The sequence below is a fragment of the Duganella sp. CF458 genome, assembly GCF_900113115.1.
GTDB lineage: Bacteria > Pseudomonadota > Gammaproteobacteria > Burkholderiales > Burkholderiaceae_D > Rugamonas.
Window position 1 is genome coordinate 100,891 of record NZ_FOOF01000008.1, and the last position, 26,535, is coordinate 127,425.

The following is a 26,535-nucleotide window of genomic DNA, read 5'->3' on the forward strand; positions in this document are numbered from 1 at the left end:
GATGTTCGAAGAATCTGCTTTACCTATAGGCTTTATAGGAAGCTGATGATCATCGCTGTAGTGTCGATCGAAGGTGGGGGGTTACTGCGTGCTTGATATGAATGAGTTGCTTGCGGAAGTGACTGAACACCCACCTTGCGGACCTTATCTTGAATACGATCCCTTGTACCAGGAGCTTGAGCGCATTGCAGGTGGCAAGGCGGAGCAACGCCTTGGCGACAATGTCATTCCTGCCGAGCCGCCTGATTGGTCGGACCTGAAGCAAAAGTCGCTCAATCTGTTCTCACGCACCAAGGACTTGCGGGTGGCGGCTTTACTGACGCGCGCCCTGGTCCGCACTGAAGGCATAAGCGGCCTGAGTGAAGGCTTGTCGCTGGTGCGCGCCATGCTCGAGCGCTATTGGGACGACGTGCATCCGAAGCTTGAGATCGAAGGAGAGCACGATCCTGCCGTGCGACTGAATACGCTTGCTTTCCTGTCCGATAGCAATGCATTGCTGGCCGATGTGCGCAATGCCTTAATCGTGCCGTCCGGCGCGATGGGGCGGGTCAGCGTGCGGGACTTGTTGATTGCGACAGGCAAGTTCAAACCAGCTGGCACCGAAACGGCGCCCCAGCTGGCGCAGATATCGGCGGCGATAACAGTCGCCGCTTCCAAGGATTCCAGTGCCTTCGAGGCTGCGCGCCATGGCATCTCCGGCATCGACGCAATTCGAGCGCTGCTTCTTGAAAAGCTGGATCCGGCGGCGGCGCCTGATATGGCCGAGCTGCTGGCAGTATTAAAGGCGGTCGCGCAGGCGTACGACGACGCAATGGGTATCGCGCCGCGCGGCGGGGACCAGCCCGTCACGGAAGACCCGGCGATACAAGGTGAGATACGCGATCGTGACGACGCGATCCGGCAGCTTGAGAAGATCTGCCTTTTCTTCGAAAGAACCGAGCCTGGCAATCCGGCGCCTTTGCTGATCCGGCGTGCGCAAAGGCTGATGAACAAGAGTTTCGTGGAAATCATCCAGGACCTTGCCCCTGACAGTCTGGGCCGGATCCAGGATATTGCTGGCGTTAAGAAGACCTGATAGATAGGAGCAGCTCATGGCAAAAGACAGCAGTCAGAAATTCATTGCCCGTAATCGCGCCCCGCGTGTGCAGATTGAATATGACGTGGAACTGTACGGTGCAGAGAAGAAGATCCAATTGCCATTCGTGATGGGCGTGCTGGCGGATCTGTCCGGAAAGCCGGTCGAACCGCTGGCGCCGGTGGACGAGCGCAAGTTCCTCGATATCGATGTGGACAATTTCAATAGCCGGATGAAAGCGATCAAGCCGCGCGTGGCATTCCAGGTGCCGAACACTTTGACCGGCGAAGGCAATATCAGCGTCGACATCAGCTTCGAGAACATGGACGACTTCTCTCCGGGCGCGGTGGCGCGCAAGACCGATGCGCTGAACAAGCTGCTGGAAGCGCGCCAGCAACTGTCCAACCTGATGACTTATATGGACGGCAAGTCCGGCGCCGAAGAATTGATCGCCAAGGTGTTGCGCGATCCGGCACTGCTCAAGTCGCTGGCGGCCAATGCCAAGCCAGGCACGCCGGCTGACGGCGCGGCAAGCTGAGCATCCCATCAATCGCGCCTTGTTTACCGGAGCTATGCAAATGTCTGATACCGAACTGATCGCCGAAAAATCCGAGCGCGTCGCACTGGCGGAGAACGAATTCGCGTCCCTGCTGCAAAGAGAGTTCAAGCCGAAGAGCGATGAAGCGAAGTCCGCTGTCGAAGAAGCTGTGCGCACCCTGGCGGAGCAAGCCCTGGCACAAACCAAACTGATCGGCACCGATGTCCTGAAATCGATCGAAGCGATTGTCGCGGCGCTCGATGAGAAGCTCACCGAGCAGATCAACCTGATCATGCACCACCCCGATTTCCAGAAGCTGGAAGGCAGTTGGCGCGGATTGCACTACCTGATCAACAACACCGAAACGGACGAGATGCTGAAGATCCGCGTCATGAATATTTCCAAGTTGGAGTTCGGCAAGACGCTGAAGCGCTTCAAAGGCACCAAATGGGACCAGAGCCCCTTGTTCAAAAAGGTTTATGAGGAAGAGTATGGGGTGTTTGGCGGCGAACCCTTCGGCTGCCTGGTCGGCGACTTCGCTTTCGACCATAGTCCGCCGGACGTTGAACTGCTGGGCGAAATGGCGAAAGTGTCGGCCGCGGCGCATTCGCCTTTCATCGCAGGGGCCTCGCCGACCGTGATGCAGATGGACTCGTGGCAAGAACTGGCCAATCCGCGCGACCTGACCAAGATCTTCACCACGCCGGAATACGCCGCCTGGCGCTCGCTGCGCGAATCGGAGGATGCGCGCTACATCGGACTGGCCATGCCGCGCTTCCTGTCGCGTTTGCCGTACGGGGCCAAGACGTCCCCGGTCGAGGAATTCGATTTCGAGGAGGATACGGGCGCCGCCGACCACAGCAAATACGCCTGGACCAATGCGGCCTACGCGATGGCCGTCAATATCAATCGTTCCTTCAAGCTGTACGGCTGGTGCTCGCGCATCCGCGGCATTGAATCGGGCGGCTCGGTGGAAGGCTTGCCGGCGCATACCTTCCCGACCGACGATGGCGGGGTCGATATGAAATGCCCGACCGAAATTGCGATCAGCGACCGGCGTGAAGCCGAGTTGGCGAAGAATGGCTTCATGCCGCTGGTGCATCGCAAGAACTCGGACTTCGCCGCCTTTATCGGTGCCCAGTCGCTGCAAAAGCCCTTCGAATACGACGATCCGGACGCCACCGCCAACGCCAACCTGGCGGCGCGCCTGCCTTACCTGTTCGCCTGCTGCCGCTTCGCGCACTACCTGAAGTGCATCGTGCGCGACAAGATCGGAACGTTCAAGGAACGTGAAGACATGCAGCGCTGGCTGCAGGACTGGATCATGAACTACGTCGACGGCGATCCGGCGCACTCGTCGGAAACCACCAAGGCGCGCAAGCCGCTGGCCGCCGCCGAAGTGGTGGTCGAGGAAGTGGAGGGCAATCCGGGCTATTACACGTCCAAATTCTCGCTGCGACCGCATTTTCAGCTGGAAGGTTTGACCGTGTCGCTCAGCCTGGTTTCGAAATTGCCGTCGGCTAAAGCGGCATGAACCGGGTATTGGACCTGAACGACACGCACTTACTCAAGGAGAAACGCCATGGCTGTCGATATGTTTTTGAAGCTGGACGATATAAAAGGCGAGTCGCGCGACGACAAGCATAAGGACGAAATCGATGTGCTGGCATGGACCTGGGGCCTGAGCCAGTCGGGCACCATGCACTCCGGCGGCGGCGGTGGTGCCGGGAAGGTCAGTGTGAGCGACCTGAACTTGACCAAGTTCGTCGACAAGTCCTCGCCCAACCTGATCATGGCCGCATGCAACGGCAAGCACCACAAGGAAGCCCAGTTGACCATTCGCAAGGCTGGTGAAAAGCCGCTGGAATACATCAAGATCACGATGAAGGAAGTGCTGGTGTCGTCGATTGAAACCGGCGGCAGCGGCGGCGAAGACCGGCTGACCGAGAACATCAGGCTCAATTTTGCCGAATTCAAGGTGGAGTACACGCCGCAGAAATCGGACGGCGCGGGCGAAGCGGCGGTGGAAGCCGCCTGGCATATCGCGAAGAACATCAAGGCCTAGTGGCCAGGCGGGGAGAGGAGATGGCGCAAGGCGATATGTTCCTGAAGGTTGATGGCGCCAGGCAAGGCGCCATCAAGGGCGAAGCACAGGACACGTCGCATGCGGACGAGATCGATGTGCTGGCCTGGTCCTGGGGCATGGAAGGCAATTTCATGCATGGCCAGGCGACCGGCAAGACGGCGGTGCGCGAGCTGAAGGTGGTCAAGCGGGTCGACCGCGCCAGTACCGCCCTGATGGCGGCACTGCGCAGCAATGAAGTGCTGAAGGAGGCGGCGCTGACGGTACGCAAGGCCGGCGGCGCCGACCCGGTCGAGTATTTCACGCTGCGGATGACGAAAGCCCGCATTGCGGCCATCAGCCTGCAATCGAGCCCGCCCGGCGAATTTGCCGAACTGACCGAAGAGCTGAGCATCGCGTTCAGCAAACTGCTGGTGGAATATAAGCCGCAGGGCGCCGATGGCGGCTATCGCGGCAGCACATCGTTTGAAATGGACATCTACGAGGGCCAATCTTGAAGCGCTGCGCCAGGGGAAACACATGAGGGATATCGAGGGCGCCGAACAGAGCCTGCGCAATGGCGATCCGGCCGCGGCCCTGCAATTGTTGCAAGAGTCTGTACGGCTCTATCCCGGCGATGCAAAGCTGCGGATTTTCCTGTTCCAGCTCCTGCTGGTGCTGGGCCAGTGGGACCGGGCGCTGACCCAGCTGGGCGTGGCGGCCGAACTCGATGCCTCGGCGCTGGCGATGGCCCAGGTGTATGGCGATGCCATCCGCTGCGAAGCGCAGCGGTCCCGCGTCTTCGACGGCAGTACATCGCCCATGGTGTTTGGCCAGCCCGAGGAATGGCTGGCCCTGCTGATTGAATCCTCCTTGCAGGCAGGCCGCGGCCAACTGCAGCAGGCGGCGCAATTACGCGAGATGGCTTTCGAGCGCGCCCCCGTTTCCGGCGGCACCATTGACGGCCAGTCCTTCAGCTGGATTGCCGATGCCGATCCGCGGCTGGGGCCCGTGCTGGAGGCCGTGATCAACGGGAAGTACTACTGGTTGCCTTTCTCCCATTTGAAGGAGATTGCCTTCGAGGCGCCGGAGGATCTGCGCGATGTGGTCTGGACCCCGGCGCAGTTCGCCTTTACCAACGGCGGCGAAGCGGCTGGCCTGATCCCCACCCGCTACCCCGGTTCCGAGTCGTGCGGCGATGGGGCACTGCTTCTGGGGCGAAGGACCGAGTGGCTGGAGACGGCGCCCGGCATGTATCGGGGGCTGGGGCAACGGATGCTCGCCACCGATGCCGGTGAGCTGCCGCTGATGGATATACGCTGCATCAGGATAGGATGACACATGGCCGAACTCACGCCGCAAGAGCGGCTGCAACCGGCCCTGCTGGACCGCCTGGTGGACGATGCGCCGGAGCAGAAGCAGGAAACGCAAGCGGGCCGGCTGCTTGGCAAGGAGCGTTTGCGGGCCGCAGTCCTGCGCGATCTTGCCTGGCTGTTCAATGCCGTGCGACCGGGCGTCGATACCGGCCTGGCGCGTTACGAGCATGTGCAGCGCTCCGTGCTCAATTTCGGGCTACCTGCGATGTCGGGCGAAACCGCGTCCACCCTGGACCTGATGGGAATGGAGCGCAGCATCATGCAAGCCATCCTCGATTTCGAACCCCGCATCATGGCGTCCTCGCTGCAGGTCAGGGCGCTGGCGCTCGATTCGATGCTGGACCAGCACAACATCGTGCGCATTGAAATCCGGGGCGACTTGTGGGCGCAGCCGGCGCCGCTGGAACTATGCCTGCGCACCGAAGTGGACCTGGAGACCGGCGTGGTGCAGCTGGTCGACCTTGGCAAGGGCGCCTGAAATGGATCCCCGCCTGCTACGCCACTACAACCAAGAACTGCAGCACCTGCGTGAAATGGGTGCGGAATTCTCGCGGCAATTCCCCAAGATCGCCGCCAGGCTGGGCATGGATGGAATCGAAGTCAGCGACCCTTATGTGGAGCGCCTGCTTGAAGGGGTAGGATTCATGGCGGCGCGGGTACAGCTCAAGCTCGATGCCGAGTTTCCACGCTTTACCCGCCGCTTGCAGGAAATCGTCTATCCCAACTTCCTGGCGCCCACGCCCGCCATGCTGATGGGGCAGTTCCGGCCCCAGCCGGACGACACCAACCTGGCGCAGGGCGTGCGTATCGCCCGCGGCAGCATCCTGCGTGGTGCAACGGGCAATGGCGACCATGTCGCCTGCGAGTTCCGTACAGCGCACGATGTTGCGCTGTGGCCGATCGAAGTAGCATCGGCCAGCTATTTTTCGTTTGCGCCGGAACTGCCACTGTCGTCGCTGCCGGTCGCACAGCGCATCAAAGGCGGCGTCCGGCTGCGGCTGAGGACTACCGCCGGGCTGCCATTCCAGCAATTGCGGCTTGAGCATCTGCCCATCTACCTGTCCGGCGGCGACGACGTCGCCTACAAGCTGCATGAGCTGTGCCTCGGCTCTTGCGTGGGGGTGCTGGCCGCACCTGCAGGGCATCCATGGTCCTGGCATGCGTTTCTTCCGGCGGCCCATGTGCGGCCGCTGGGCTACAGCGATGAGGAGGCGTTGTTGCCGGCCAGCTTACGCTCCTTCCAGGGTTATCGCTTGCTGCAGGAATACTTCGCCTTTCCACAGCGTTTTCTGTTCGTCGACCTGCACGGGCTGGGGCCGGCCGTGCGCCGGCACGCGGGCCAGGAGCTGGAACTGGTGCTGCTGTTCGAGCGCGGCGATGCCGGGCTGGAAAACGTGGTCGATGCCTCCCATTTCTCCCTGTTCTGTGCGCCGGCCATCAACCTGTTTCCCAAGCGGGCCGACCGTGTGCACCTGAGCGATGGCAGCCACGACTACCATGTGGTGGCCGACCGCACCCGGCCCATGGATTATGAAGTCTACGAGGTGACCAGCGTGACGGGCCATGGCGTCGGTAGCGACAGCGAGCGCAGCTTCGCACCGTTCTACGCGGCCTATCATGCGGAGGGCCGGCGGCATAACGCTTACTTCACCACCCAGCGCGAGCCGCGCGTCTTGTCGGAAACGCAGAAAAGGACTGGATTCCGCTCGAACTATGTCGGCAGCGAAGTCTTCATCTCGCTGGTCGATCCGGACGAAGCGCCATATCGCCACGATTTGCGCCAGCTCTCCATCACGACCTTGTGTACCAACCGCGATCTCCCGCTGCACCTGCCCCTCGGCATGGGCGCTTCCGACTTTGTGCTGGACCATGCGGCACCGGTTGCCGGGATTCGTTGCGCCAAGGGACCGTCGAAGCCTTACTCCCCGGTTTGGGAAGGCGCGGCGGCCTGGCGTTTCATCAGCCATTTGTCGCTGAACTACCTGTCGCTGCTGAACACTGACGAGGGGGAAGGGGCGCAGGCCTTGCGCCAGATGCTGGCCCTGTACGCCAGCGCGACGGGCGGCAGCCTGCAACGCCAGATCGATGCGCTGCAAGCCGTGCGGGCGGCGCCGGTGGTGCGCCGGCTGCGTGGCGCAGGTCCGATTTCATTCGGACGCGGATTGCGGATCGAGCTGGAGGTCGACGAGATGGGCTTCCAGGGCGGCAGCGCGTTCCTGTTCGGCAGCGTCATGGAGCAGTTCTTCGCTCGCTACGTATCGATCAATTCCTTCGCCGAAACCGTGCTGCGCTCGAGCGGGCGCGGTGACATCATGCATTGGGAGCCCAGATGCGGGACCGGCTTGATCATCTGACCTATTTCCAGGCGCTGGAGACTGCGCCGTACCGGCACGACTTCTTCCAGGCCTTGCGCCGCGTCGAATGCCTGTTCCCGCAATTGCCGCGCATCGGCCAGGCGCTGCGGCCGGCCGATGAGCCGTTGCGCCTGGCGCAGGAAGCGGCCATGGACTTTGCGCCGGCCACCTTGTCGTCCTTCGGTCTTGCGCCTGGTGCGCCGGCACCCCGGCTGGCGGTGCGCTTTTTCGGGCTGCTCGGGCCCAACGGGCCGCTGCCCCTGCACCTGACCGAGTTCGCACGCAGCCGTGAACAGCATGCGGGAGACCTTGCGCTGACGCGCTTCCTGGACTTGTTCCACCACCGCTTCCTGGCGCTGTTCTACCGTGCCTGGGCGCAAGCGCAACCGACAGTCAGCCTGGACCGGCCCAGGGACGACCGCTTCTCGCTGTACGTCGGCGCCCTGTGCGGCCTGGGCGATGCCAGCTTGCGCGAGCGCGATGCCGTACAGGATAACGCCAAGCTGTTCTATGCCGGGCTGCTGTCGCGCCAGATCCGCAACAGCGATGGCCTGGTGGCCCTGCTGAGCGGCTATTTCCGGGTGCCTGTGACGTTGGAGCCCTATGTCGGCCACTGGCTTGCACTGCCGGTCGAAGAGCGCACCCGCCTGGGCGGGCGCCGCGTGCCGCTGCAGGCGGCAGTGGGGCAGGGTGCGGTGCTGGGCCGCCGCGTATGGGACCGGCAATACAAGTTCCGGCTTTGCCTTGGTCCATTGGATCTGGCGCAGCTGGAACAGTTCCTGCCGGGGGGACCGGCGCTGAGCAAGCTGGTGTCCTGGGTGCGCCAGTATCTCTGCCTCGAACTGGATTGGGATGTGCGCCTGTTGCTCAAGCGCGAGCAGGTTCCTGCCGCGCGGCTGGGGAAGCACCAACGCCTGGGCTGGAGCACCTGGCTCGGTACCCGGGAACGTCAGCAGGATGCGCGGGACCTGGTGCTGGACCCGGAGCGGCTGCAGGCGGGCCTATCGTCAAAAGGAAAACGCCATGGGTGAGATCAGCCGGATTGCATTGTTTGGGAAGTTGAACAGCCTGGCGTACAAGGCGATCGAGGGCGCGACAGTGCTGTGCAAGTTGCGCGGGAATCCCTACGTCGAAATGGAACATTGGCTGCAACAGATACTGCAGGAAGCGGACTCCGACCTGCACCGGATCGTGCGCCACTTTGAACTGGACGCATCGCGGCTGGCGGCCGACATGACGGCCGCCCTCGACCACCTGCCGCGGGGCTCGACCTCCATTTCCGACTTGTCGATGCATATCGAGCATGCGGTCGAGCGGGCCTGGGTGTATGCAACCCTGATGTTCGGCGAATCTCGCGTGCGCAGCGGCTACCTGGCGGTGGGGATCTTGAAAACGCCGTCGCTGCGCAACGCGCTGTTGCATATTTCGGTCCAGTTCGAGCGCATCAAGCTGGACAGCCTGACCGAAGATTTCGCCGCGATTGTTGCCGGCTCCCCGGAACAGCAGCTGCTGGCCAGCGACGGCAGCGGCCTGGGTGCGGCGCCCGGTGAGTCCAGCGGGGCCATGGCACCGGCGCAACTGGGAAAACAGGACGCATTGAAGCGCTTTGCGGTGGACCTGACCGAGCGTGCCCGCCAAGGGGAGATCGATCCGGTCACGGGCCGCGACGCTGAAGTGCGCCAGATCATCGACATCCTGATGCGCCGCCGGCAGAACAATCCGATACTGACCGGCGAGGCCGGCGTCGGCAAGACCGCTGTGGTGGAAGGCTTTGCGGCGCGCATCGCCAGCGGCGACGTGCCACCGCCGCTGCGGGATGTATCGCTGCTGATGCTCGACATTGGCCTGTTGCAGGCCGGCGCCAGCATGAAGGGTGAATTCGAGAACCGCCTGCGCCAGGTGATCGATGAAGTCCAGGCTTCGACCAGGCCGATCATCCTGTTCATCGACGAGGCGCACACCCTGGTCGGCGCCGGCGGCGCGGTGGGAACCGGCGATGCCGCCAACCTGTTGAAACCGGCGTTGGCGCGCGGCAGCTTGCGCACCATCGGTGCGACCACGTGGGCGGAGTACAAGAAATACATCGAGAAGGATCCGGCGCTGACGCGGCGCTTCCAGGTGGTCCAGGTCGAAGAGCCGGATGAGGAAAAGGCCATTCTCATGGTGCGCGGCCTGGCCGGCGCCCTGGAAAGACATCACCGCATCCAGCTGCTGGACGAAGCAATCGACGCCGCGGTGCGCTTGTCGCGCCGCTACATTCCGGCACGGCAGCTGCCGGACAAGGCCATCAGCCTGCTCGATACGAGCTGCGCGCGTGTGGCCATCAGCCAGCATGGCACGCCGGCCGGCGTGGAGGACAGCCGGCGGCGCATCGAGGCCCTCGAAACGGAGCTCGACATCATCGGCCGGGAGCAGGCGATCGGCCTCGATGCGGTGGAACGGCGCGCTAGCGCGCAGCAGAAGCTGCGGGAAGAGCGCGACCGCCTCGATGGCTTGCAGACGCGCTGGCAGGTGGAGAAAGGCCTGGTCGACGAGATCCTTGCGCTAAGGGCCACGCTGCGCGCCGGCGGCACTGCGGTGGATGGTCAGGCGGAGCATGCCCAAGGCGGTGGTGGCCGCGCAGCCGCTCTGGACCGATTGCATGCGCTGCAGCAGCAACTGGCCGGATTGCAGGGCGAAGCTCCCCTGATCCTGCCTGCCGTCGATGCCCAGGCGGTGGCGTCGGTGGCCGCCGATTGGACCGGCATTCCGCTCGGACGCATGGTCGCGAACGAAGTGGAGGCGGTGCTCAAACTGGCCGATACGCTGAACCAGCGGGTCGTGGGCCAGCGGGAAGGCCTGGATACCATCGCGCGCAGGGTGCAAACCTCCCGCGCCAAACTCGATAACCCAGAGCGGCCGATCGGCGTGTTCCTGCTGTGCGGCCCATCCGGTGTCGGTAAAACGGAAACGGGCCTGGCCCTGGCCGAGGCGTTGTACGGCGGCGAGCAAAACATCATTACGATCAATATGAGCGAATTCCAGGAAGCCCATTCCGTGTCGACCCTGAAAGGTTCGCCGCCGGGCTATGTCGGCTATGGCGAAGGCGGCCTGCTGACCGAGGCGGTACGCCGCAAGCCGTACAGCGTGGTTCTGCTGGACGAGGTGGAAAAGGCGCACCCCGATGTGCACGAGATTTTCTTCCAGGTCTTCGACAAGGGATGGATGGAGGATGCCGAAGGGCGCCACATCGACTTCAAGAACACCTTGATCCTGCTGACTTCCAACGTCGGTTCGGAATTGTTGATGCAGCTTTACAAGGATCCCGAATTGCTGCCGGCCGCGGATGGCATTGCCAAGGCCCTGCGCGAACCGCTGCTGAAGGTGTTTCCGGCAGCCCTGCTCGGGCGACTGGTGGTGGTGCCTTACGCGCCGCTGTCGGAGGCCATGCTGGGCAATATCATCCGCCTGCAGCTCGATCGCATTGGCCAGCGCATAGCCGAACAGCACAGCATCGCTTTCAGCTACGACGAAGAGGTGCCACGATTGATCGCGGCGCGCTGCAACGAACTGGAAAGCGGGGCACGCGTGGTCGACGCGATATTGACCAACACCATGCTGCCAAGGATCAGCGCCGAACTGCTGTCGCGCAGCATCGGGGAAGGGCGGATCGCCCGCATCGCGGTCTCCGTACGGGACGGGGAATTTGACTATCGCTTCGACTGAGCCGGGAGTGCCGAATGCGCAGGGCGATCGAGATCGTAACGCCATTAGGGCAAGACGTACTGCTCTTCCATCGCATGCATGCGAGCGAGGAGTTGTCGCGCCTGAGCGAGTTCGAATTGGATCTACTAAGCGAACAGGGCGACATCAATCTCGACCAGATATTGGGCAAGAACGTGACGGTGAAACTGGAAATGCAGGGCGATGGCGTGCGCCATTTCAACGGCTACGTGACGCGCTTTGCCCAGTCCGGAATGTCGGGCCGCTACCATGTCTACCGCGCCATGGTGCGGCCCTGGCTCTGGTTCCTGAGCCGGACGGCCGATTGCCGCATTTTCCAGGACATGACGGTTCCCGACATCATCAAGCAGGTGTTCAACGATCATTCGGTGGCGGACGTCAAGAGCAACTTGAGCGACAGCTACCATAAATGGAACTACTGCGTTCAATACCGCGAGACCGACTTCAATTTCGTCAGCCGCTTGATGGAGAACGAAGGGATTTACTATTATTTCACGCATGCGGAAGGGCGCCATACGCTGGTGCTGGTCGATGCCTACAGCGCCCACGAGCCGGCCGCCGGCTGCGACACGCTGCCATTCATCGATTCCGACCGGGTAGTGCGTCCCGAACAGGAGTACGTCAAGCAATGGCGCTATGCCCGGGAAATTCATCCTGGTCACTGCGTGATCACGGATTTCGATTTCGAACGGCCGGCGGTGGACCTGGCGGTGAAAACCAAGGTGACGCGTGAACATGTGCTGGCCGACTACGAAATCTATGACTATCCCGGGTGTTACGTGCAGGCGGCGGACGGCAATCGCTACGTGCAGGCCAGGATCGATGAGTTGCAAAGCGGCTTTGAACTGGCACGCGGCGACACCAATGCGCGCGGCCTGAGTGTCGGACATGTATTCAAGCTGACCGGCCAGGCGCGCGCCGACCAGAATCGCGAGTATCTGGTGTCGGCCGCCGTCCACCAGCTGGAATACAACGCCTACGAAACCCAGGATGCAGCCGCTCCCGGTGCCAGCTATCACTGCAGTTTCACCGCGCTCGCCAGCCGCCAGCAATTCCGCCCCCAGCGCAGCACGCCCAAGCCCTTCGTGCAGGGGCCGCAAACCGCGATTGTGGTGGGCCCGTCCGGCGACGAGATCTACACCGATAAGTACGGCCGTGTGAAAGTACAGTTCCACTGGGACCGCTACGGCAAAAAGAACGAGAACAGCTCGTGCTGGATCCGTCCCTCGCATCCCTGGGCCGGCAAGAACTGGGGCATGGTTTCGATCCCGCGTATCGGCCAAGAGGTGGTGGTCGATTTCCTGGAAGGCGATCCGGACCGTCCGATCATCACCGGCCGGGTGTACAACGCCGAGCAGATGCCGCCCTATGCCTTGCCGGCCAATATGACCCAGACCGGGATCCTGAGCCGGTCCTCCAAGTCCGGCACGGGTGCCAATGCGAACGAGCTGCGCTTCGAGGACAAGAAGGGCGCGGAGCAGGTCTACCTGCACGCTGAAAAGAACCAGGATATCGAGGTCGAGAACGACGAGACCCATTTTGTCGGACATGACCGCCGCAAGACGGTCGACAACGACGAGACGACCGAAGTAAAGCATGACCGTACCGAAACCGTCGGGAACAATGAGACGATCACAGTCGGCGTCGACCGCACTGAGCAGGTGGGGAGCAACGAGAAGATTGCCATCGGCGCGAACCGGACCGAGTCGGTCGGCGTCAACGAAACGATCATGATAGGCGCGAACCGCACCGAGAATGTTGGGACTAACGAGACGATCACCATCGGCTCGAATCGCACCATCACGGTCGGCTCTTGTGAGACGGCGACGGTGGCTGCTCAACGCACGCACACCGTGGGCATCAACGAAACGATCACTGTCGGCGCCGCGCAGGAAGTAACGATCGGTGCCATGCAAATGGTAACGGTCGGCGCCAACCAGATGGTAAACGTTGGCATCAACCAGTCGGTCGACGTGGGCGCCAACCAGAGCCTGGATGTAGGCGCGAACATGAGCGAGAGCGTCGGCGGATCGCAAACGAGCACCATCAAGAATGCGCGCGCGACGTCGGTCGGGGATGACGACGCACTGAACGTTGGCAAGAACCTGGTCATCGAAGCCGGCGAAACCATCACGATCAAGACCGGCAATTCCAGCATCACCATGCATAAGGATGGAACGGTTCACATCAAAGGAAAAAACATCACGGTCGAAGGTTCGGGCAAGATCAACGCCAAGGCAACCAGCGATATCGTGATGAAGGGATCGAAGATTTTGCAGAACTGACAGGCAGGCTAACTATCCGGTACGGAGGTTGAATATGAGTGGCAGGGACGTGATTGCCGGCGAATTGATGGCGCGCGAAAGCGGGGCATCCGGAGCGCATGCGCTCCGGCCCCAGGCAGGCGTGGTGATAGGAGAGCTGATCGGCATGGCGGACGACGGGCGCACGCCCTTGGTGCTCTATCCAGGGCAAGCTGGAAGTGCCGCCATGCGCGCCCGATCGGTGATCGACTTGCGCGCCCACCAGGTGGGAAGCGAAGTGGTCCTGGTGTTTGCCGCAGGCGATCCGGCGCAACCGATCATCATGGGACTGCTGCGCGGCAGCGAGGGCTGGCCGCTCGATGAGCAGCCGGGCCAGGTCGAAGTCGATGCGGATGGGGAACGCCTGATTGTGTCGGCCAAGGAGGAACTGGTCTTGCGCTGTGGTAAGGCGAGCATCACGTTGACCCGCGCCGGCAAGGTGCTGATCCGCGGCAGCTATATCCTGAGCCGCTCATCGGGCGCGAACCATGTCAAAGGCGGCTCGGTTCACCTGAACTGAGACGGAATGTGATGGAAGTGATCAATGCCACAGACATGGTAGCAGGCTATACGATGGGCACCGAACCCTCGGGGCGGGAATCGCTGGTGGTAGTGGTCAAGGGTACCTTTACCCTGCCGCACGACGGAACCGTGGCCCGCTTGCATGAGGAACAGGTCCCGCTCATCATGGCCGACACGTTTACCGGCGCGCCCGGCCTGACCGCGCCGCTCGACGAGGCCGATTTCGCGCCGCACAAGCGGCTTTGCGATGTGTTGTTGACTGGTAGTGCGTACGCCCCGGAGGGCCGTCCTGCACTGCGGGTTCCGGTTGGCCTGCGCGTCGGCGACTGGCACAAGAGTTTTGCGGTGGTGGGCCAGCGCCGCTGGGAGCTCGGCATGTTCAACGTCAAGGTGACGCCACCCCTGCCTTTCGTGACGAAGCCGATCTCCTACGATACGGCCTTTGGCGGGTGCAATCAATACCACGACGATCCGGCCTTGCATGCAGCGTTCACTCTCAATCCGGTTGGGCGCGGCTGGCACAAGCAGGCGCAAAGCAGGTTTGTCGATGGGGCGCCGTTGCCGGAAACCGAGGAACTGAATCGGCCGGTCCGCGTACCGGACGGCGACTATATGCCCATGTCGCTAGGCCCGGTCGGGCGCGGATGGGACGGGCGACGGCCTTTAGCGGGGACGTATGACCAGGATTGGATAGACCATACCTTTCCCTTCCTGCCAAGCGACTTCAATGAAGCGTTTTACCAGGCCGCGCCCATGGACCAGCAAATGCCCTATCCAAGTGGCGGTGAGGAAGTAGTGTTGTTGAACCTGACCTCGCGCGGACGCAGCGTGTTTCGCTTGCCGGCACTTGACGTGCCGGTGGTGTTCTTCCGCAAAGACGGTGCGCGGCATGAAACCCTGGCGGTTGCCGACACCATCGTACTGCGGCCCGGCGAAGACCTGCTGACGTTGACGTGGCGCGCCCGCATCGCACTTAAAAAAGATATGTTCGAGATACCGCAAGTGCTGGTAGGGCGGATGCCGCGCGGCTGGTGGCGGGCGCGCGAGCTCGGCAAGGAATGGTATCCATCACTCGGCGATCTTGTGCTGAACAAGCGCGGCGCCGTACTTGACGGGGCGAGCTGATGCCTGATCCCATTGCAATTGGGCGAATCGGACTGGTGACAGGGGTGGGCTTCGACGCCGGGTCGAACTGCGCCGCCATCCGGAGCGCGATCGACAATTTCCGGGAAACCAGATTCCAGGACCAGTATGGTGAGTGGCTAATGGGCTGCGAAGTACCATTCGCCGAGTCCTGGCGCGGTGAGCGGCGGCTGGTGGAAATGGCGGCGATGGCAATCGCCGAATGCCTCGGTGGTGCGACGCGCCAGTCCTGCCAGCACATACCGTTGCTCTTGTGTTTGGCCGAGACCGACAGGCCCGGCCGCATTGTACGCGACGACGCGACATTCCTCCTTGCGTTGGAAAGCGCGCTGAACCTGAAGTTTCATCCCATGTCCCGCGTGTTCCCAGATGGCCACGTCGCGCTCGCCAGCGCCCTCGATTGCGCGCGCACGCTGGTGAAAAGCGATGGCATTCGCAGGGTGCTGGTGGCAGCCAGCGACAGTCTGCTGGTTGGCAAGACCTTAAGCCATCTGGAAGAACACGAGCGCCTTCTCACCAGCGCACATTCCGACGGCTTCATTCCTGGCGAAGGCGCGGGTGCCTTGCTGATCGAAGCACCCGGCCAATCAGCTGGCCCGCAACTGCTTTGCCGCGGCATTGGATTTGCAGTCGAACCTGCGCACATCCATTCCGACTTGCCCTTGCGGGCCAACGGATTGACCGCCGCCATCCAGCAGTCACTGGCCGACGCGGGCTGCGGCGAGAGCGTACTTGGCTTCAAGATCATCGACGCGTCGGGCGGCCAATATGCTTTCAAGGAGGCCACCTTGGCGTTCGGCCGCATTGACCGCACCAAGCGCACGGAGTTCGACGTGTGGCACCCCGCCGACTGCATCGGCGAAATTGGCGCACCGATCGGCCTGGTCATGATCGCAGTGCTGAAGAGCGCTTTTGAGAAAGCCTATGCCAAGGGAAGCAATGTGCTGCTGCATCTTGGCAACGATGATGGCAAACGCGCATCGATGATTTTTTCATGGGATAGCGGAGCAGGGTGAAATGAGTAACAAGGTGTTCGCCAACGGCCGTGAGCTGGCATGCAAGGCCGGCGCCGGCAAGACAATCTGCGCCACGCCGGACGTTTGCATGACGCCGCCCGAAAATCCCGCCACGCCGCCTGGCGTGCCGGTGCCTTACCCGAACACGGCCTTGGCATCGGATACCACCGAAGGCAGCCGAAGCGTTCGGATTTCGGGCCAGGAGGTCATGTTGAAGAACAAGTCCTACTTCAAGACCTCGACCGGCGACGAAGCTGGCTGCGCAGCCAAGAAGGGCGTGGTTTCCAGCACCAACAAGGGCAAGGTGTACTTCATCAACTGGTCGATGGATGTCAAGCTGGAAGGGGAAAACGCCGTTCGCCACCTGGACAATACGACCAACAATCACGGCAGCCCGACCGCCAACGAATCGATTCCCTGGCCATTCGTCGACTCGGCCACCAGCGCCAGAGTCGGCAAGCGTTGCAAGAAAGATATGGATCGTGAGAAGGCTGCTTGCGCTGGATATCGGAAGGAAGTTGGCGGGCCGGGAAAAGATGCCTGCGTGGAGGCGGGGCTGGATCAACAGTTCAGCTATGACAAGACCGTGATCGCTGCGCGTTCGAAGAGCGCCACCGAAAATCCTTGCATCGCGGCGCGCCGATGCCGGCTGGTCCCTTACAACGGGACGGACGACGGCATCAATGGCTGTTGCCCAGCGCAGACCCCCGACCACATTGTCCCGAAAAGTTCCTTTTGCAAGGACTCATGGAGTAAAGGCACCAGAATGCCCGGGTGGGAAAAATACAAAGAGGACCCTGCGCCCTGCATGTGTACCGAAGGAGGAAATGCTACCGGTTCACACGGGCTGCGGCACGCGCACCATAAAACAACTGCCGGGATCGCGAAACACACTCACCGTTCTTTCAACGCGGAACTCGCGCATTGTGTGCGGGGCGTGAGGGCGGTGGCGCCGCATTGCTCGCGCGGCTGCCTGGCGGCGCAGCTGAGAGAAGGGCACGAAGGCTTGGGAGACCAGTCCAAGGACGTGAGATATTCGCCGTGCGGCAAAACTGACCTGTCAACGTTCAATGATTTGCAGAATACCATCAAAGACGAATTGAAACGAATCGGCAGCACAGTACCTTAATCCGACAGGAGACCAAAGATGAGCAAGGAAGTGCTGGAAACGCGTGAATTCATCAGGGGCGCCGCCAGGTTGCGCGACTTGGTGTACATCGTCACCAAAGACAGGAATTTATTGAAACGGGATATCGCCCACGCCAGTGTGCTCGGCATCTACCGTGGCCAGTGGGGTGACGCGGTCGACGGAGGATGGAACTCCACCGCCATTGCAGTGGCGCGCCAACCGCAGGAAAAGCTCGTCCTCATTGGCGAGGAGGGCGACGTCGCAACCTATGTCGGCGGCAAGTCTGCTGAGGAAACGATCATGCCGGAGCCGGTCATGATCCGCAACGCCAGGACGATTGACGGCCACGTTTACGCCTGCGGCATGAAGCGGCAAGTCTATCGGCGCGCGGGGGAAGCACAATGGATCGATATCAGCGCCCCGCGCGCCAAGGACCTTGAAGAGCTTGGTTTTGAAGCGTTGGACGGCTTTACGGAGCAGGAAATCTATGCCGCGGGATGGGGCGGCGAGATCTGGACATTCGATGGCAGCAACTGGACAGAACAGTGCAGCCCCAGCAACGTGATCTTGTCCGCCGTCTGTTGTGCGGGCGACGGCCAGGCTTATATTGCCGGGCAGCGAGGCGTGCTCGTCAAAGGCCGGCATGATGTATGGGACACCGTGCAGTGGGAGGATGAAGTCAGTGCCGACCTATGGGACTTGTGTTGGTACCGGGACAAGCTCTACGTGGCTACCATGCAAGCGTTGTACACGCTCAATGGCAATACCCTGCAGGCAGTGGATATGGGCAGGATTGGCCCAGTCAGTTGCTACAGCCTGTCCACGGCGGAAGACGTTCTATGGTCCATAGGACAGAAGGATGTGGTTTCCTTTGACGGCAAACAATGGAAGAAATACACCTGATATGCACATCCTGGACACCGGTATGCCGCTGCCCACAAGGGGGCGTTCGATCGCTTCAATCGTCGGCCGCCATGCGCAGGAAGCCGCCATGCTTGGCCAGCAGCGTGGCGTATTTGCTCAGTCAGCCCAGAACAGCTTGCGCCATTTGCGCCGTATCGACGACAGGATCGCTGCGCATCTGGACGGGCTCTCGGTAGCGGGCGAGGCCGGCTGGTTCCACTGCGAAGCAGGGCTGGCGCAGGCGGGTCCAGGGGAATTGTTTGCCGCGACAGTGATGGCGATTGAAACCAGGAACGCGGCCAGGCTGGGAAAACTGTTGGCGCTCGCCGAGGCGATGCCGGAATGCCGGAGCGGCCTGCATCTCGCCTTCGCCTGGGTCTCAGCGCAATTCTTGCAAGGCACCATCAGCAGTTTGTTCGCTTCGTCCAGCCCATTTCATCGGCAAGTCGGCATTGCCGCGTGTGCCATGCATCAAGTCGATCCAGGGCGTGCGCTGGACGCGGCCCTGGGTGACGCTGATGTGGCCTTGCGCGCATGTGCGCTGCGCGTCGCCGGACAGGCCGGTCGGCGCGACTTGCTGGGCGAATGTTCGAAGGCAATGGACGACGGTGACCCAAACTGCCGCTTCGAGGCAGCCTGGTCAGCAGCGTTACTGGGAGAACGCGAGGGCGCCACGGCAATTCTAAAACACAGTGTGCTGCAAGCGGGGCCGCGCCAGGCCCGCGCGCTGCGTCTGATACTGAAGATGATCGATCCGGCCCAGGCAAACTTGCTTTTGAGGGAACTGGCTTCCCAACCGCTGCGCGACCGCTTGCTGATTCAGGGCGCTGGCATGGCGGGAGATGCCAGCTATATCCCGTGGCTCCTGACGCAGATGCAAGACCGGAACTTGGCGCGGCTGGCCGGAGAGGCTGTCGCCACGATCGCCGGCCTGGACCTGGCCTTGCTGGACTACGACGGCAAACCGCCGGAAAACATTGCGGCCGGTCCAAACGACGATCCCGGCGATGACGACGTCGAGATGGACGAAGACGATGGCCTGCCATGGCCAGACCGGGTGAAGTTGCAGTCCTGGTGGCAAGAGGAACAAGTTCGTTTCGCAACGGGCGTCCGCTATTTCCTGGGCCAGCCGGTAACGCTCGCCCAAGCCAGCAAGGTGCTGCGCGAGGGCTGTCAAAGGCAACGCAAGGCGGCGGCGGAATATCTTTGCCTGTTGCGGCCTGGGACGCCGCTTTTTCCTACCGATGCTCCGGCGTGGCGGCAGGAACGTTGGCTCGCCAGGATGGATTGAGCCATGCAAGCCAGGTTGCTGCTGAGCGTGTTGGCGTTGATTTTCCTGGCCGCCGCTGGCCTGCGATGTTATCGCGACGGTGGCCGCATCGCTCCTGCCAGTAAGACCTGGTTCCTGACCGGCGCCATATTCGCCCTGGTCAGCACCTGGTTGTGGCTGGAATGATAGGGCGGTCGACACATGCGTTTGGAGCGTGTCTTATTTGGCGTGCAGCCGACGATGGATAGGCAAGAGTGCTGTTAGAATTTGATCATTGATCGGCACGGCTCCGTTGGCTCTTGCATAGCTTATGCACCTTGTTTGGTGCGGAGAGGTGGTGAGGTGCACCAATGATTATGATCAAAGCCGTGTCATTCAATGGCCAGCCGCTGGCCGCCGACCTTGGGGCGGCGTTCGGCGAAGCGGGTGGTGTGATAGGTCGCGGAAATGGCAATGCGCTGGTGTTGCCGGACCCGGAACGCTTCGTGTCGCGTGCGCATGCCGCGATTGCCTTCCATGCCGGAACGTATGTGATTCGCGACTTGAGCAGTGCTTCGCCCGTGTATGTCAACGGCATTCCACTGGGGAACGGACGCGAGGCAAGACTTGCATATGGCGATGAGCTGCGCATAGGCGCTTATGCCTTGCAGGTATTGCCGCAGGCCGCGCCTGGCGCAAGCAGCCTTGCAGGGACGCCTGTGGACGATCCGCTTGGCTTGTTTGAAGACAGCGTGGCGGCAGGGCAGCCAGAACCGCGGAAGGCGGATCGCCCGCCAGGTGGCATTCCTGAAGACTTCGATCCGTTTGCAGACGTGGAGTCAGCCAAGCAGCCGCTTGCTGCGCAGGCTCAGCCCCCAAGCATCGGGGACGATTTTCGCCTGGGCCTGGAACCGGCATCGAGTTCCGACATCAACCAGCTGTTCGGTCTTGGCAACAATGCCGGTGGCAGCTTGTTTCCGGATGGCCATCCCTTAGCCGAGCAGTCTGCCGACGCGGGATACAGCGACCCATTGGTGGCGCTGGGTGCTGTGCCGCTGCCGCAGCCTGGCGCAAACAGCCAACGCGACGATGCACTCGAAATACACGCTGCGTTCGCTCCGCCACCGGTCGCGATCGGCAACGAACAAAAGGCGCGGCAGGATATCCAGGGCAGGCCGACGTCCCCGAGGCAAGGCCCGGCGGTGGCTCAGGCCGCTCCAATGGGACCCGTGGTGTCCTGGGACGTCGGCAATGAGCAGGACTCGGGTGGTATCAAGACCATGGTGATGCGTTCGCCCGCGAAGCCGTCAGCGGAGCGTGCCAATGCAGCGCAGAAGCCCGCCGCGGCGACAGCCGTCCCGGCCCCGGAAGTGGCGCTGCCGCTGGCGTCCGCCGCGCCGGTGGCCAGGGAAAGCGAGGCCGCCTTGTTGCAGGCCTTCCTGGAAGGCGCGGGCGTGCCTGATCTTGAGATAGGGACCGCGCTGACGCCTGACATGATGGCGATGTTCGGGCAGCTCTTGCGCCAGTCAACCAAAGGAACACTGGACCTGCTGATGGCCAGGTCGCTGACCAAAAGGGAGATGCATGCGCAAATGACCGTGATTGCGATGCGCGAGAACAATCCGCTCAAGTTTTCACCGAATGTGGAAGTGGCTTTGCATAGTCTGTTGGCGCCGCGCGGAAAAGGATTCATGCCGCCGCTGCAGGCGATGCAGGATGCTTACGATGACTTGCGGGCGCACCAGTTCGGCGTGATGGCGGGCATGCGGGCCGCGCTGGCGCGCGTCTTGCAACGATTCGACCCGGAACAATTGGAAGAGCGCCTGTCCGACAGGACGCTGGCCGATTCGCTGCTTCCGGCGCACCGCAAAGCCAGGCTGTGGGCGCAGTACCTGGCGCTGTACAACGACATCACGAAGGAAGCGGAAGACGACTTCCAGACGTGGTTCGGCAGGGAATTCCTCAGCGCTTATGAGGCGCAAATGGCAAAGCTCAAGGAAGACAGATCCTAGCGATGGAACTCACGATTTCCGTGCTATCGGAACCGGGCGGGCGCGCCGTCAATGAAGACGCTTACGGCTGCTGGTCGAGTCCCACAGCCTGCTTTTGCGTTCTCTCCGACGGCGCGGGCGGGCATAAGGGTGGTGCGGTCGCGTCCCGGCTTGCGGTCGAACATGCCCTGGCATGGTTCCGGCGTTGCCAGGAATGCAGCGTGGAAGGCGTGATGAAGGCCATCGCTGCAGCCAATACGGCAATCGTCGACGCGCAACACAGTATGCCCGAGTATGCGGAGATGCGCGCCACCATCGTCGTCCTTGCCTTTGATACTGAACGGCGAAGCGCCATTTGGGGCCATGTCGGAGACACGCGCCTGTATTGTTTCCGCAGCCGGCGCATTGTGTTCCAGACGCGCGACCACAGTGTGTTGCAGGGCATGGTCGACGCGGGCTACATGCAACTGGAAGAGCTACGCAGTTCTCCGCAGCGCAACGTTCTGCTGGCCGCGTTGGGCGATGCCGAGGCGCTCGAGCCGTGCATCCATCCATCTTCCTTCAGTGTGTGCGACGGCGATATTTTCCTGCTTTGTACCGACGGCTTCTGGGAGCATCTGGACGAGCGTAACATGGAGCAGGAGCTGCATACAGCGCTGTCGCCCGAGACCTGGTTAAGCCAGCTTGAAGGCGCTGTGAGGGCGCAAGGAGGCCATCTGCAGGACAATTATTCAGCGCTTCTTGTGGCGTGCCGGGATTACAGTATGGCCGGGACCGAAAGCGCATTGGACGAGGACGAAGCGTGACCGGCCGCCAGCGGTGTCAGCGGCCAGCCGCCAACAGGGTAGCGAAGTCATCTCCGCCCGGCAGGCCGGTGTATGCCAGCAAATGGATCGGGCCGCCTGCCGCCGCTTCGGTCCACCACAAGCTCTTGCCGCATCCCTTGCGCCCGTAGCCGTTCAGGCCCGCGACCTGGAACAGCTCGCGGAGTGTCTCGCTGGCCGGCAGCTCCAGGGCCATCGCGCCAACCGTTGCGCTATTCCACCAATGCTCCAACCGGCGCGCAGCCTCCTGTTCCTGTGCGGCTTGCGCGCGGGGAAAGGTGTTGGCGGCCAGGCGTTCCTCCAGCCTGTCCGGGTCGAAGCCGGCATTCAGGCAATCGAGCGCTATTTGTTCCAGGTCAGAATACCAGCGTTGGGCAGACAGGATGGCCGACACAACTTCAGGCTGCGGTTCGAGTTCGACCGCAATGGTCAGCGGAAAGTGGCGACCGACCTTGTCGACGCTGGGCATCAGCGTGCCGGCCCAGGCCGAAGCGCCGCATACGCCCGGCAATACGGCGAAACTCCAGAGCGGCCCGTTCAGGTAGGTCTCCAGCCAGCGCTCCTGCAGGCTGGCGCGGCTGGCGGCCATGCCTCGCTGCAGCCACGCGTCCCAGACGCCGATAAAGGCTGGCGGCAGGCGCCGCGAGGCGAAGTCGCCCAGGGCCGGCATCTTGCCATACCAGCCGGGCAGGCGCGGCGCGGCGTCCCGCATCAGAGCGTCCCCGGGCATTGGAATTGCTCCAGTTCGGGCAGCCGGAAAGGATTGCGCACGCTATTGGTCAGCACCTCAAACTGCGCCTTGCGGCCATCCACGTTGAAGGTCGCGAGGAACTTCTCTGGCTGCCCGGTGCCATCGAGCTGCACCTGGTCGAACAGGCGGAACAGGGCCCACGCGCCTTCGAAGGTGCGGCCCGAGGCGCCGGAGGTACTGACCGGACTCAGTTGCAGGCGCACCTGCGTGCTGCCGCGCGGGCCGGGCCACAGGACCGGTGCAGGGACTTGCGGCCCGTGGCTGTACTTCACCAGCTGCCCATCGACGTCCAGGATGAACTGGTTAATCGAGGCATCCATCATCGTCGGCTTGAGGTCGAGGCGCATGCTGATGGCGGGACTATTGCGGAAGAATACGTCGCGGATGACTTGCGCGCGCTGGAATTGCAGCAGGGCCGCCGAGCTGGGACCCTGGCTCGCATCGCCCACCGGGCGGAAGCTCCAGGGGCGGGTAGCGGTGTTCACATACTGCGCCAGGTTCTTCTGGAAGAAATCGTCCATCAGGCCGCCGGGTGCGAACAGGCGGCTGAAGTCGTCCGGCGTGACGTCGCGCGCACTGGCTTTGGAGAAGGGATAGCGGCCGCTAATGGCCTTGCTGCAGAAATCGCCGAGGGCGCCCTGCATGGCCTGGCTCAGATTACTGCGCGTAAGCCCGAGCGCCTGGCTGGCACCGCCGGCGGACAGGGTCAGCATGACGCCACGCAGCGGTTCCGGCATGCGGCTGCCTTCGGCTTTCACCTTGTTCGGCACGTCGCTTGGCGGCGGTGTACTGGCGCCCTTGAGCGCGGCATCGGTAGCCGTCAGCAGCAGGTAAAGCTCGTTGATCAAGGCGATGCTGGCGTCGATCGGGGCGGGTTGGCCCGGCGCCGGACTGCGGACCTGGCGCCGCAGGGCGTCGAACTGCCGGTCCACGATGTTCTCCGGCAGTGCCAGGCCGGACGCGGCGCTTTCCTGGCTGGCGCCCTGGCCGAACAGCTTACGCAGCTCCTCGCGCGTGGATCTGATCTTGTCTCCGGCCTTGTCTGCGACCGTCTTGTCCGCCTCGTCCAGCTGCACCAGGGTCACCTCCTTGACGATGGCACGCAAGAGCAGGGGCAGGGGGGAGTCGGGCGCCGACAATATGCGCGCTTGCTCGATGCTTTGTTTCAGGCTGGAGGCGCGCACCAGCGCGATATCGTCGATAAAGCCGGCCCAGGTCCGTGCGTAATCCTGCAGATAGAGACGCTGTACCTCGTCGACCAGGGCGGAGTTCTTGTCCGGCGCTGCCAGGCCGCGTTCCCGTTCGGTTAATCCCAGCACCCATCCTTCTTCGTCGGCCAACTGGCCGGTGACGCGGGCCGCTTCCTGCATGAATACCTGGCGATAAGCGTTCACGCTATAAATGCCGGGTACCCCTTTGCCCGGTGCGGCCTCACTGCGGCGCGTGAATACCAGCATGGCGGAAGGACCGCCCGCGTTGGCAATGGTGAAGTCGGGCAGGTTGCTGCCGGCGCCCTGGCGCTTGATGCGGTTGTAGATGCGTTCGGCTAAAGGCGTTTGGGCCAGGGCCTGGCGTGCAGCGGCGATCAGGCGGGGATCGGCTGGATTGGGGGCCAGCACGTCGCCACTTGCCAGCAGCATGTCCAGGTGCCGTTCCAGGTCCTGCCGTTGGCCAAGGGTGACTTCGCGTGGCAGGCTGTTTTCCCAGTCGGCTGTGATGAAAGCCTTCAGGGCCGCCGGGTTCATATAGCGCCCGTCGTGCAGCATGAGGTAAGCCTTCAACGCTTCGTACAGCAACTCGGGATTGCTCTGGCCGTCCGACTGCAACTGCTGCTGGACTCTTAATTCGAGGCGGGGCAGGAAGACGTCATGCAACAGGCGTCGGTGCGAGCTCCTGGATGCGGCGGCCAGTTTGTCTCCCTGATACAGGCCGAAGCCCATCGAAGCGGGCGGGCTGCCCTCAGGAACATTGGCCACACGCGCCAGGTCGCGCACGGCTTGCATCGCCGGGAGCAGCTCCACCACATTGGTCGTGCTGATGGCGCCGAGCTGCTCCAGCTGCCTGGAAACCGCAGCAGTCCTGGCCTGTACGTCGGTGATGTAAGCGCGGTTACGGGCGAAACTGACGGTCCAGGCCGCAATGGCACCAATGCAGAGCAGGCCTGCCAACAGCAGCGCAGCGAGCTGGAGCCTGGCCCGCCTGCGTTCCCAACGCTGGTTGATACCCGCCAACCCGGCTTCCTGGAAGACCACCCGGTCGAGCAGGCGGGTGATGAAGTAGCTTTTGCCGCTGGGAGTGTTCGGCGGCAAGACTTTGCGCTCGAGCTGTAATGCCCGGCCCAGGCTGCCCATCAGGCGGTCGATCGGGCTGCCTTCCTGCGTTCCGCTGGTGAAGTAGACGCCGCGCAGCAACGGCTGGTCGGTGAAGCGGGATGTCGAGGTGAGATGGTCGACGAACTCGCAGAGCGTGGTCTTGACAGCGGCAAGCTGCTGGGGAAAGGCGTAGAGCAGGGCACGCCGCTGTGGATCCCTTTCCTGCTGCATGCGATCGATCAGGCGCGCATTGATGCGCTCTTCCAGGGCGGCAAAGTCCGCGGAAAAAGCCGGTGCCGTTGCGGCTTCCGTGCCTGCTTCACGATAAGGAAAGGTTGTCCCCCAAACCTGGGCGCGCTCTTCCTTGCCCATGTCGCTGAAAAACTCCATACATCCCGGCAACAGGTCGATCTTGGTCACCAGCACATACAGTGGGAAGCGGATATCCAGTTCATCGTGCAATTCTTGCAGGCGCATGCGCAGCGCTTCGATATGGCTGGCGCGCTTGGCCGGCGACTGCTCCAGCAGTTCCGGCACGCTCAGCGTCAGCAGGACGCCATTGATCGGCCGCCGTACACGATACTTCTTGAGCAACTGCATGAAGCCGGTCCAGGCCGCGGAGTCCGCTTGCTGGTTGCTGTCCTGGGTTGTATACCGGCCCGCGGTATCGAGCAGGACGGCGCGGTCCGTGAACCACCAGTCGCAGTTGCGGGTGCCGCCGACGCCGCGTATGGCTGCCTGGCCGAAGCGCTCGCTCAAAGGAAACTGCAGGCCGGAATTGGCCAGTGCGGTGGTCTTGCCCGAGCCCGGGGAGCCGATCATGATATACCAGGGCAGCTCGTAGACCCACTGCTGTCGCAAGTTGGCAAGCAGGTCCAGCACGGAATTCCTGCCGCGCTCACTTAAGCGTGCCTTCTTCAACACGACGATCGCATCCGCGAAGCGCTTGCCCAGCGTCGCGAGCTCCTCCGCCGCAACCGGATCCACCGCAGAGGCCTGGCTGGCGGGTTGTTTCAGCAAGCCATCCATCAAACGCGCGTTGGCACGCCTGGCTTTAAGCAACTTCCATAATTGCTTGCCAATGTAAAAGAGGATAGCCAGGGCGATCAAGGCGGCCCGGATTGCACCTGGCTCCAGTGGACGGTAGTCGGCGATCGCGATCAGGGGGCCGACGAACCAGATCAGCAAGGACAGCGCAAGCAGGCCGAGCAGCGCGATGACCCAGCGGTTCAGCAAGCAGGCAAGGAGCTTCTTGAACATATGT

General features: G+C 62.4%; 22 protein-coding genes. 20 read left to right on the plus strand and 2 right to left on the minus strand.

What is annotated here, in order from left to right:
• Window positions 1-97: 97 nt before the first annotated feature.
• The 20 genes from tssA (at window position 98) to BM269_RS13940 (ending at window position 22,190) form a co-directional block, all read left to right on the plus strand.
• A complete protein-coding gene (gene tssA / locus BM269_RS13850) occupies window positions 98-1,075 on the plus strand; it encodes a type VI secretion system protein TssA (RefSeq protein WP_090437605.1) in 978 nt (325 codons plus the stop codon).
• A 16-nt stretch (window positions 1,076-1,091) separates the two neighbouring features.
• A complete protein-coding gene (gene tssB / locus BM269_RS13855) occupies window positions 1,092-1,613 on the plus strand; it encodes a type VI secretion system contractile sheath small subunit (RefSeq protein ID WP_090437606.1) in 522 nt (173 codons plus the stop codon).
• 40 nt (window positions 1,614-1,653) lie between these two features.
• Entirely contained in the window at window positions 1,654-3,147 is a 1,494-nt protein-coding gene (gene tssC, locus BM269_RS13860) for a type VI secretion system contractile sheath large subunit (protein WP_090437607.1), read from the plus strand.
• A gap of 48 nt (window positions 3,148-3,195) precedes the next feature.
• Window positions 3,196-3,678, plus strand: a complete 483-nt coding sequence (locus tag BM269_RS13865) for an Hcp family type VI secretion system effector (RefSeq protein ID WP_090437608.1) — start codon at window positions 3,196-3,198, stop codon at window positions 3,676-3,678.
• A gap of 20 nt (window positions 3,679-3,698) precedes the next feature.
• The gene (locus BM269_RS13870; RefSeq protein WP_090437609.1) at window positions 3,699-4,193 is read left to right on the plus strand and encodes an Hcp family type VI secretion system effector; all 495 of its coding nucleotides are present in this window, start codon (window positions 3,699-3,701) and stop codon (window positions 4,191-4,193) included.
• Between the two features lie 22 nt (window positions 4,194-4,215).
• Entirely contained in the window at window positions 4,216-5,013 is a 798-nt protein-coding gene (locus tag BM269_RS13875) for a type VI secretion system accessory protein TagJ (protein ID WP_170860374.1), read from the plus strand.
• Between the two features lie 3 nt (window positions 5,014-5,016).
• Complete coding sequence (gene tssE, locus BM269_RS13880) at window positions 5,017-5,529, plus strand: type VI secretion system baseplate subunit TssE (protein WP_090437610.1); 513 nt, start codon at window positions 5,017-5,019, stop codon at window positions 5,527-5,529.
• A gap of 1 nt (window position 5,530) precedes the next feature.
• The gene (gene tssF / locus BM269_RS13885) at window positions 5,531-7,405 is read left to right on the plus strand and encodes a type VI secretion system baseplate subunit TssF (RefSeq protein ID WP_090437611.1); all 1,875 of its coding nucleotides are present in this window, start codon (window positions 5,531-5,533) and stop codon (window positions 7,403-7,405) included.
• Window positions 7,381-8,436 (plus strand): type VI secretion system baseplate subunit TssG, encoded by a 1,056-nt coding sequence (gene tssG, locus BM269_RS13890; RefSeq protein ID WP_090437953.1) that lies wholly within the window; start codon window positions 7,381-7,383, stop codon window positions 8,434-8,436. The genes tssF and tssG overlap by 25 nt, the downstream gene beginning before the upstream one ends.
• Window positions 8,429-11,110, plus strand: a complete 2,682-nt coding sequence (gene tssH / locus BM269_RS13895) for a type VI secretion system ATPase TssH (protein ID WP_090437612.1) — start codon at window positions 8,429-8,431, stop codon at window positions 11,108-11,110. The genes tssG and tssH overlap by 8 nt, the downstream gene beginning before the upstream one ends.
• A 14-nt stretch (window positions 11,111-11,124) precedes the next feature.
• Window positions 11,125-13,413, plus strand: coding sequence for a type VI secretion system Vgr family protein (locus tag BM269_RS13900; protein WP_090437613.1), 2,289 nt, complete (start codon window positions 11,125-11,127; stop codon window positions 13,411-13,413).
• 34 nt (window positions 13,414-13,447) lie between these two features.
• Entirely contained in the window at window positions 13,448-13,951 is a 504-nt protein-coding gene (locus BM269_RS13905; protein WP_090437614.1) for a DUF6484 domain-containing protein, read from the plus strand.
• An 11-nt stretch (window positions 13,952-13,962) separates the two neighbouring features.
• Window positions 13,963-15,078: a DUF2169 family type VI secretion system accessory protein gene (locus BM269_RS13910; RefSeq protein ID WP_090437615.1), complete on the plus strand. Its 1,116-nt coding sequence runs from the start codon at window positions 13,963-13,965 to the stop codon at window positions 15,076-15,078.
• Window positions 15,078-16,112, plus strand: coding sequence for a 3-oxoacyl-ACP synthase (locus tag BM269_RS13915; protein ID WP_090437616.1), 1,035 nt, complete (start codon window positions 15,078-15,080; stop codon window positions 16,110-16,112). The genes BM269_RS13910 and BM269_RS13915 overlap by 1 nt, the downstream gene beginning before the upstream one ends.
• Before the next feature lies 1 nt (window position 16,113).
• The gene (locus BM269_RS13920; RefSeq protein WP_090437617.1) at window positions 16,114-17,241 is read left to right on the plus strand and encodes a PAAR-like domain-containing protein; all 1,128 of its coding nucleotides are present in this window, start codon (window positions 16,114-16,116) and stop codon (window positions 17,239-17,241) included.
• Window positions 17,242-17,259: 18 nt separating this feature from the next.
• Window positions 17,260-18,144: a beta propeller repeat protein gene (locus BM269_RS13925; RefSeq protein WP_229204646.1), complete on the plus strand. Its 885-nt coding sequence runs from the start codon at window positions 17,260-17,262 to the stop codon at window positions 18,142-18,144.
• A 1-nt stretch (window position 18,145) separates the two neighbouring features.
• Window positions 18,146-19,435: a TIGR02270 family protein gene (locus tag BM269_RS13930; protein ID WP_211482695.1), complete on the plus strand. Its 1,290-nt coding sequence runs from the start codon at window positions 18,146-18,148 to the stop codon at window positions 19,433-19,435.
• Between the two features lie 3 nt (window positions 19,436-19,438).
• Window positions 19,439-19,600 carry a hypothetical protein gene (locus BM269_RS29455; protein WP_170860375.1) on the plus strand — a complete coding sequence of 54 codons (162 nt, stop codon included), beginning with the start codon at window positions 19,439-19,441 and terminating at the stop codon, window positions 19,598-19,600.
• A 164-nt stretch (window positions 19,601-19,764) separates the two neighbouring features.
• Window positions 19,765-21,405 (plus strand): type VI secretion system-associated FHA domain protein TagH, encoded by a 1,641-nt coding sequence (gene tagH / locus BM269_RS13935; protein ID WP_090437618.1) that lies wholly within the window; start codon window positions 19,765-19,767, stop codon window positions 21,403-21,405.
• Window positions 21,406-21,407: 2 nt separating this feature from the next.
• Window positions 21,408-22,190, plus strand: coding sequence for a PP2C family protein-serine/threonine phosphatase (locus BM269_RS13940; RefSeq protein WP_090437619.1), 783 nt, complete (start codon window positions 21,408-21,410; stop codon window positions 22,188-22,190).
• A gap of 16 nt (window positions 22,191-22,206) precedes the next feature.
• Here the strand turns inward: BM269_RS13940 and tagF are convergent, their stop codons facing one another.
• Both tagF and tssM read right to left on the minus strand, forming a co-directional pair.
• The gene (gene tagF / locus BM269_RS13945; protein ID WP_211482696.1) at window positions 22,207-22,938 is read right to left on the minus strand and encodes a type VI secretion system-associated protein TagF; all 732 of its coding nucleotides are present in this window, start codon (window positions 22,936-22,938) and stop codon (window positions 22,207-22,209) included.
• Entirely contained in the window at window positions 22,920-26,531 is a 3,612-nt protein-coding gene (tssM, locus tag BM269_RS13950) for a type VI secretion system membrane subunit TssM (RefSeq protein WP_090437621.1), read from the minus strand. Before tssM ends, tagF begins: the two co-directional genes overlap by 19 nt.
• Window positions 26,532-26,535: the final 4 nt, after the last annotated feature.

Coding starts and splice junctions, on each gene's coding strand:
- BM269_RS13905 (WP_090437614.1), top strand. CDS start 13,448: ATGAGTGGCAGGGACGTGATTGCCGGCGAATTGATGGCGCGCGAAAGC.
- BM269_RS13900 (WP_090437613.1), top strand. CDS start 11,125: ATGCGCAGGGCGATCGAGATCGTAACGCCATTAGGGCAAGACGTACTG.
- tssH (WP_090437612.1), top strand. CDS start 8,429: ATGGGTGAGATCAGCCGGATTGCATTGTTTGGGAAGTTGAACAGCCTG.
- tssM (WP_090437621.1), bottom strand. CDS start 26,531: ATGTTCAAGAAGCTCCTTGCCTGCTTGCTGAACCGCTGGGTCATCGCG.
- tagH (WP_090437618.1), top strand. CDS start 19,765: ATGATTATGATCAAAGCCGTGTCATTCAATGGCCAGCCGCTGGCCGCC.
- BM269_RS13925 (WP_229204646.1), top strand. CDS start 17,260: ATGAGCAAGGAAGTGCTGGAAACGCGTGAATTCATCAGGGGCGCCGCC.
- BM269_RS13910 (WP_090437615.1), top strand. CDS start 13,963: ATGGAAGTGATCAATGCCACAGACATGGTAGCAGGCTATACGATGGGC.
- tssB (WP_090437606.1), top strand. CDS start 1,092: ATGGCAAAAGACAGCAGTCAGAAATTCATTGCCCGTAATCGCGCCCCG.
- BM269_RS13940 (WP_090437619.1), top strand. CDS start 21,408: ATGGAACTCACGATTTCCGTGCTATCGGAACCGGGCGGGCGCGCCGTC.
- tagF (WP_211482696.1), bottom strand. CDS start 22,938: ATGCCCGGGGACGCTCTGATGCGGGACGCCGCGCCGCGCCTGCCCGGC.
- BM269_RS13920 (WP_090437617.1), top strand. CDS start 16,114: ATGAGTAACAAGGTGTTCGCCAACGGCCGTGAGCTGGCATGCAAGGCC.
- tssF (WP_090437611.1), top strand. CDS start 5,531: ATGGATCCCCGCCTGCTACGCCACTACAACCAAGAACTGCAGCACCTG.
- tssE (WP_090437610.1), top strand. CDS start 5,017: ATGGCCGAACTCACGCCGCAAGAGCGGCTGCAACCGGCCCTGCTGGAC.
- BM269_RS13870 (WP_090437609.1), top strand. CDS start 3,699: ATGGCGCAAGGCGATATGTTCCTGAAGGTTGATGGCGCCAGGCAAGGC.
- tssA (WP_090437605.1), top strand. CDS start 98: ATGAATGAGTTGCTTGCGGAAGTGACTGAACACCCACCTTGCGGACCT.
- tssG (WP_090437953.1), top strand. CDS start 7,381: ATGCGGGACCGGCTTGATCATCTGACCTATTTCCAGGCGCTGGAGACT.
- BM269_RS13915 (WP_090437616.1), top strand. CDS start 15,078: ATGCCTGATCCCATTGCAATTGGGCGAATCGGACTGGTGACAGGGGTG.
- BM269_RS13930 (WP_211482695.1), top strand. CDS start 18,146: ATGCACATCCTGGACACCGGTATGCCGCTGCCCACAAGGGGGCGTTCG.
- BM269_RS13875 (WP_170860374.1), top strand. CDS start 4,216: ATGAGGGATATCGAGGGCGCCGAACAGAGCCTGCGCAATGGCGATCCG.
- BM269_RS13865 (WP_090437608.1), top strand. CDS start 3,196: ATGGCTGTCGATATGTTTTTGAAGCTGGACGATATAAAAGGCGAGTCG.
- tssC (WP_090437607.1), top strand. CDS start 1,654: ATGTCTGATACCGAACTGATCGCCGAAAAATCCGAGCGCGTCGCACTG.
- BM269_RS29455 (WP_170860375.1), top strand. CDS start 19,439: ATGCAAGCCAGGTTGCTGCTGAGCGTGTTGGCGTTGATTTTCCTGGCC.